This window comes from Phormidium sp. CCY1219, from assembly GCF_055795085.1.
Genome location: NZ_JAYFEQ010000934.1, coordinates 1 through 6,965 on the forward strand (window position 1 = coordinate 1; position 6,965 = coordinate 6,965).

Here is a 6,965-nt window from a genome sequence, read left to right on the forward strand (position 1 = left end):
AATAATTTCATTCCAGATTGTGCCATACTCAGAAACTTCCAGCAATTGCTAGATTTTTCCGGGTTAAATGTATCTGTTCTCGGACTCGGAAGAGTCGAGTTGCCACATCGGGTCTTCGCCGGAGAGCAACCCTTCAGCGGCGGCAAGCATATCGCCTTGAATATCTTGCAGGTCTTCGCGATTGTCTAGGTAAGTTTTCAGTGCCGAGAGGGGGTCGATTTGCATCCCCACTCCCAATTCGGGAACGCGAGGTCTGGCCAATTGGCTGACCAGTTCGGCTTGAATGGTGTAACTATGGGCATCACTTAAGTGAGCTTGGAGGGCGGCATTGTCGATCGCGTCGATTTGGTTCGGTCGCAGTTGATAGATGACCCGCACTACCGCATCTTGAATCTGGTGTTTGGCGATCGCCGCTTCTAGGTTACTTTGCGGGTCATCCGCCTCGGATAAATCCACTTTGATGGTGCGAAACTTCCGCACGGACAAGGGACAAAATTCCCACTCGGCCCGTCCTTTTTCTAGTTCGACCCTCACATAACCCTTCCGCTCTTTTTCCTCACTAAAGTCCACCCGCTCGATACTGCCGGGATAGACCACCGGTGGATCGTTGCGGGGGTTGAGATTTTGGTGTCGGTGGACGTGACCCAAGGCCACATAATCAAAACAGGGGCGAACCAGCAGGGATAGGGGAATGGTAAAGCCTTTGCCCACTGCGAGAAAGCGCTCTGCGCCAAATTCGGCTTTATCCACCATCACATGACCCAGCAGTACCGTGGGCACCTCGGGATCCAGATTGCGGACTTCGCCTTCTAACGCCACTCGCAGGCGATCGATTAATAAATGATTCACATCGGATAAACAAAGACCTTGGGTTTGCGATCGCGTCATCAAGGTCGATCGCGTAATCCAAGGCAAAGTAATCACCTGTACCGAACCCCTGCGCGTCTCGATGCGGTGGGTCTCCAGAGAGTCCCCCACGATAAATCCGGGCACTCCCAAGGTCCGATAAATGCACAAACTCGCGCCTCCCTGCCCTTGGGCGTGTTGATCGTGATTGCCCACCAGCAACACCGTGGGAATTTCTGCATCCACCAATCGCCGAAACTGTCCCGCAAACGCCTCTTGCACGAATGGCGGCGGTGTCGCATCGGGAAATGCATCTCCCCCAAACAGCACCAGATCCACCGCATCTTCGATGGCGCGGTCAATACAGCAACTTAATGTGTTGATAAAATCTTCCAGTCGCGTATTCATTCCCGTGACTGGATTGGTTCGTCCGTGGGAAAACCCGCTTCCCATGTGGATATCGGACAAATGAAGTATTTTTATCATAGTGTTTCTCCTTAGTCTTTTGTCTATTTTCCTGGGTGAAGCCGGGGAATGCAACGCAGGTTTGCCCGTTAATGACACCATAGAGACAAAAGGCTAAGGATTTGGCACGAATTCACAGATGAATGCCGCACTCGGTTTTTTGGGATCCGCGCCAGCGACCGGCCCGTTCGTGTTCTCCTTGGGCCACTGGGGTGGTGAGGGGTTCGTCGCCGATGCTGGCATATCCGCGATCGTGCAATTCGTTGTAGGGAACCCCGTGGGTGACGATATAGCCCCAGGTTTCTTTGCGCGTCCAATTGGCGAGGGGATTGATTTTAATCCGCCCTTGTTTGTCCCGTTCGAAAATCGGCATGGTGGTGCGAGTGCGGGATTGATCCCGACGCCGCCCGGTGATCCAGGCGCGGGTATTGAGTTCGTTCAGCCCTCGTTCTAAGGGTTCGACTTTGGTTAAATAGTGGAATTTTTCGATCGCCGTTTGCCACAGTTCCTCTCCGAAGCGCAGGGAAAAGGCTTCGCGGTTGTTGGCTTCCAGGGTGCGGTAAACGTGCAAATCTAAGTTGTAGCGCTCTTTGGCGCGATCGACCAGGGCTAAGGTCTCCGGAAAGTGGTGCAGGGTGTCGAGAAATACCACCGGAACGGGAGTAGCAGGATGCAGTTCTCGGTATAAAAGATCCATAATGACCATCCCACCAGGGCCGAATGCAGTGCTTTGCACCAATCCCGTGGGAAAATTGTTCGCCGCCCAAGCCAGAATTTCCAAGGGTTGAGATGACTCAAAGCGTTGGTTGAGTTCATCCAGGTCGAAGGTGTTGGTTTTTACTGGCGCTTCTGGAGAATAGATCATGCTCGATCGCTACTTTTACTCTGTTCAATCGTTTCCAAAGTCAATCTTAACACCAAAACTCCCGTAACTCGATCGGGAATTCGGTTTTTATGACAAAAGTTGGAGTACGGATTCCTTTATATTGCTCCTTCAGCGGGGGGAAATCCCTACCCAGAGAGGGTTGTAAGAGCTATCTCCGGTCAGGAATGGGGGATTGACTTTTCTCCGCTTGGCTTTGGCCATGAGTCAAAATACTCTGCAAATCTGCCGTTTGAGTCTGCCGAAACGATTATACGCCCATTGATGGCCAAATCGATCGCTTGGGTGGGGATTTGTTCGGCACCTCTGCTGGCATGACTGGATCCAGCTTTTTCCCCGTTTCCCCCCTAACTCGCCCACCCTCGTGCCCTATAGATCTACTTATTCCCTCCGCAAGTTCCTTCCGCAACAGATACCTGTGGCACCTCTACCCACCCGCCGCCTTGACGCCACACCCAATCGGGGGCGATCGAAAATAAAGGTTAAATTTCTTCTTATCCGGGAGAACGCGAGTTAAGATAATTGCAGTATCGGGAAAAAGGGCAGGAACCTTTGCCCCTACTCCTAACCTGCCCTTTCCTCCTTCTCGATGCCACAACCGTTCTACCTCGCAAAATTCTAAGGCGGTTTTCACGAACTGTAGATTGGCTCGATATTGGATTTTTTTGCATGAAGAAAAAAGTTGTTTTTATTTTAGGAATTGGTCGGTCAGGCTCTACCCTACTGAACTATATTTTAGGCAGTCATCCGGACTGCTTTGACTTAAATGAAATCAGTAAACTTCCTCAATTTTACCGCCACCGCCACCGTCATCGAGATTTCTGGGAGGAAACGGGAAAATTTTGGGAAGAAAAGTTCACTCCGGAAGAACTGAAAATGCTGGTAGCGGGATTAAGCAATCGTCGCATAACTCCCTACATCCCTCTAAAAGTCGAGCGGTTTCTTCGAGAAATTTCCGGAACAGATAGAATTTTTAATTCCTACTCGCTAATTTTTTCTAAACTGGATGCAACGGTGTTAATCGATTCTTCCAAATATGTGGATTGGGTGTCGAAGAAGCTGCAATCAAAAGAATTTAGGTCGGGACAAATAGACGGTTACTTAATCCATTTAATTCGAGATGGTCGTGCGGTTCTCAATTCTTATTTGCGCTGGGATAAGAATATGACCGTTGAGAAATTTAGTCACAGATGGTCTCGGTTAATGAAAGAAGATGAAAATTTATTCAACCAGTTTCCCTCGGAACGGAAAATGATGGTTCGCTATGAAGAATTGGCCAGCGAACCAAAAGCCACCACTGAAAAGATATGTCAAATGCTAGACCTAGAATTTCAGCCGGAAATGCTGGAATATTGGAAGCACGAGCATTTCGGGATTGAGGGAAACTTTGGCACTCGTTCGCTCATTGCGAAATACAAAAGTCAAAAAAGTGACAGCAAAGTAGAAGAAGTGCATGGCGATTATTACCAAAAACAAGGGTTTCAAATCAAGTTGGATTTGCGCTGGAAAAATGAACTAGATCCGGAAAAGATAGAGGAATTTTATCGTCTAACTCAGGGGGAAAACAAGCAATATGAATGGGATTAACGAACTGAGGTTGGTGGGCAATTTCCCGATTTGAATATCACGGGGAAGGCAACATGCTGATTGTTTTACCCAGAGGAATTCACTGGGAATACCTCGGGTGTTCCTGTGTTGGCGATCGCTTTTTTATGCTCTTGGCGCAGCTTTTGAGTTTGAGTGCCAGTGGCGAACCCCACCATGCTAATCCCATGCCACAACTGTTCAATTCTGGAGGAACTCGGAAATGAAATGGCATGTCAGAACCTTTATTATTACCTCTGCGACGCTGTTGCTTTGCGCCTGGGTTGAACCTGCGCTACGACCCTTTACCTTTTCCCCGGCGATCGCCGCCGCGCAAACCGCCGCCGAACGAACCGCCGCCGCAAATCGTCTTTATCGTCAAGCGCGCCAACATCAGGAAGCCGATCGCCTTCCCGAAGCATTAGAAACCTTCCATCAAGCATTGGCGATATTTCGCGAACTTGGCGATCGCCAAAGCGTCGGAGAAACCCTCAACCAGATAGGAATCATTTCCGCCCGTCTGGGACAATACGCCGAGGCGTTGCAATTTTATCAGCAAGGGTTAGATATCGCCCACGACATTGGCGATCGCAACCTGGAAGGCACTATCCTCCACAACCTTGCATTTGTTTACCAAAGTCGAGGACAATATGCAGAAGCCTTGCAATTTTATCAGCAAGCTTTAGATATCGCCCGCGAAATGAATGACCGTTCTAGCATCACTAGCCAACTCAATAATATCGGATTAGTCCATTATTATCGCGGACAATACCCGGAGGCGTTGCAATTTTATCGGGAAGCGTTGCGGATTGCCCGGGAAATCAATGACCGAGAGGGGGTTGGCGCTGTGCTGGACAATTTGGGCGTGGTTTATGGGAGTCGCGGGGAATACGAACGGGCGTTAGCGTCTTTTGAGGGCGCGTTGGAAATTCGCCGAGAAATGGGCGATCGCCGAGGAATTGGCACTACCCTCAACAATATTGCCTTAATTTATTATTCCCGGGGACAATATGCAGAAGCCTTGCAATTTTATAAAGATGCGTTAGACTTAGCCCGCGAAATCGGCGATCGCGTCAGTGCGATAAGACGGCTGAACAATATTGGCGGGGTTTACGATAGTCTGGGACAGTACCCGGAGGCGGTGCAATTTTATCGAGAAGGTTTAGAAATGGGTCGCGAAATTGGCGATCGCCCCGCTGTGGGATATTTGCTCAACAATCTGGGGGCTACCTACGGAAAGCAAGGTCAATACCCAGAGGAATTGCAGTCTTATCGGCAAGCTTTAGCCATTTCCCGGGAGATTGGCGATCGGGCGTTGTCAGGCACTACCCTCAACAATATCGGTACGGCTTACTTGCATTTGCAACAATCTGAAAAAGCGTTAGACTTTTATCGGCAAGGATTGGAAATTGCTCGGGAAATTGGCAATCAAGTCGGTGTGGGAAAAAGCCTCAACAATTTGGGAAAAGTTTATGCCACTTTGGGGGAAACGGAAACTGCTTTGGATTTTTATCGCCAAGGGTTAGAAATTCTTCGGGGGATTGGCGATGGTGCGGGTATCGGTCATATTTTGAATAATATGGGTCGATTGTATCGGGAAGTGGGAGAATACCAACAGGCGGAAGAGTATCTCTTTGCTGCTATTGAAGAGCTAGAGAAACTGCGCCCGGGATTGACGGATAAGGAGCTAATTTCTCTGTTTGAAACCCAACTAGAAAGCTATGAATTGTTGCAAAGCGTTTTGGTGAAACGGGAAAAGTTTAATCGGGGGTTAGAAGTGGCAGAAAGGGGTCGCGCTAGGGCTTTTATTACGTTATTAGCGAAACGGCGATCGCCGAATTGGCAGGAGTTCGAGTCGGTGGAAATGCCGACGGTGGCGCAAATTCAAACCGTTGCTCGGGAACAGAATGCCACGATTGTTGAGTATGCGATTGTGGAGGAGGCAATTTATATTTGGACGATCGCCCCGACGGGTGAAATTTCGTTTCACTCGGTGACGTTAACCGATACTTCATTAGCCACAATCGCTGAAGGCGCAAGGGTGGAAGCGGCTATCGGAAGAGGCTCTAGGGTGGAAACATCTCTCAGTTGGTTGGTCCGGGGAACTCGCGATCGCTTGCTGGATTTTAACGTAGCCGCACAAGAAACCCGCAGTAATCCCGTGCCTTCTGTGAGCGATCGTTACCCCCGATTGCAACAACTTCACTCCCTGTTAATTGAACCGATCGCTCATCTGTTGCCCGCCGATCCACAACAGCGGATTATCTTAATTCCCCATCAATCTCTCTTCTTAGTTCCTTTTAGCGCTTTACAAGATAGTTCGGGTCGATTTTTAATTGAAAAACATACCCTAATCGCCGCACCAAGCATTCAAGTTCTTGCCCTTACTCATCAACAACGGGAACGAGTATCCGGGGACAATATTCTCGTGGTGGGCAATCCTACAATGCCGACTATGCCTACTGTGGTGGGTCAACCCCCAGAACCTTTATCCCCGTTACCCCATGCGGAACGAGAAGCGATGGAAATTGCTCGTCTTTTTCATACCACAGCGTTGACGGGAAATCAAGCTACAAAAGCTAGAGTTTTGGCAGAATTGCCCGAGGCGCGCATCGTTCATTTGGCGACCCACGGGGTTTTGGATGATTTTGGTACCGACGTCCCCGGCGCGATCGCTCTCGCCCCCTCGGAAAGCGATCGCGGATGGTTGATGGCGGGGGAAATTGTGGATTTACCTTTTAATGCTGAATTGGTGGTTTTGAGTGCTTGCAATACGGGGCGCGGGAAGATTACTGGGGATGGTGCGATCGGTTTATCTCGGGCTTTAATGAGTGCCGGTGTTCCCAGTATTATCGTCTCTTTATGGTCGGTTCCCGATGCGCCAACCGCCACTTTGATGAGTGAATTTTATCGCCATTTACAGCATCATCCCGATAAAGCACAAGCCCTGCGTCAAGCGATGCTAACTACTATGAAAACACACCCCAATCCACGCAATTGGGCTGGATTTCTCTTGATGGGAGAAGCGCTATGAATTCTGGCATCATCGAATTGATTCGGTTGACCTCCAGGCCATTTTTACCTGACCTGTTACCCCCCTGCTTTTCGATCGCCTCTTTTTTTTCTCAAGCGGTTGACTCGGGAGGGCTAATTGGCTAAAATAAATTTATTGGTGCAGGCAGCCAGT

The 6,965-nt window shown here is 49.4% G+C and carries 5 protein-coding genes; 3 read left to right on the top strand and 2 right to left on the bottom strand.

Going from position 1 to position 6,965, the window contains the following annotated elements; translation table 11 throughout:
- Positions 1-63: 63 nt before the first annotated feature.
- Positions 64-1,332, bottom strand: a complete 1,269-nt coding sequence (sbcD, locus tag AC0QH1_RS30615) for an exonuclease subunit SbcD (RefSeq protein ID WP_324635230.1) — start codon at positions 1,330-1,332, stop codon at positions 64-66.
- Positions 1,333-1,444: 112 nt separating this feature from the next.
- Positions 1,445-2,176: a phosphoadenosine phosphosulfate reductase gene (gene cysH, locus AC0QH1_RS30620; protein WP_324635231.1), complete on the bottom strand. Its 732-nt coding sequence runs from the start codon at positions 2,174-2,176 to the stop codon at positions 1,445-1,447.
- Between the two features lie 687 nt (positions 2,177-2,863).
- On the opposite strand from cysH, the gene AC0QH1_RS30625 reads away from it, so the two are divergent.
- From AC0QH1_RS30625 to AC0QH1_RS30635, 3 genes are read left to right on the top strand one after another with little or no spacing between them, the layout of a single operon-like run.
- A complete protein-coding gene (locus AC0QH1_RS30625; protein ID WP_324635232.1) occupies positions 2,864-3,781 on the top strand; it encodes a sulfotransferase family protein in 918 nt (305 codons plus the stop codon).
- 53 nt (positions 3,782-3,834) lie between these two features.
- Entirely contained in the window at positions 3,835-4,005 is a 171-nt protein-coding gene (locus tag AC0QH1_RS30630; RefSeq protein ID WP_324635233.1) for a hypothetical protein, read from the top strand.
- The gene (locus AC0QH1_RS30635; RefSeq protein WP_324635234.1) at positions 4,002-6,812 is read left to right on the top strand and encodes a CHAT domain-containing protein; all 2,811 of its coding nucleotides are present in this window, start codon (positions 4,002-4,004) and stop codon (positions 6,810-6,812) included. Before AC0QH1_RS30630 ends, AC0QH1_RS30635 begins: the two co-directional genes overlap by 4 nt.
- The last annotated feature ends 153 nt before the right edge of the window (positions 6,813-6,965 follow it).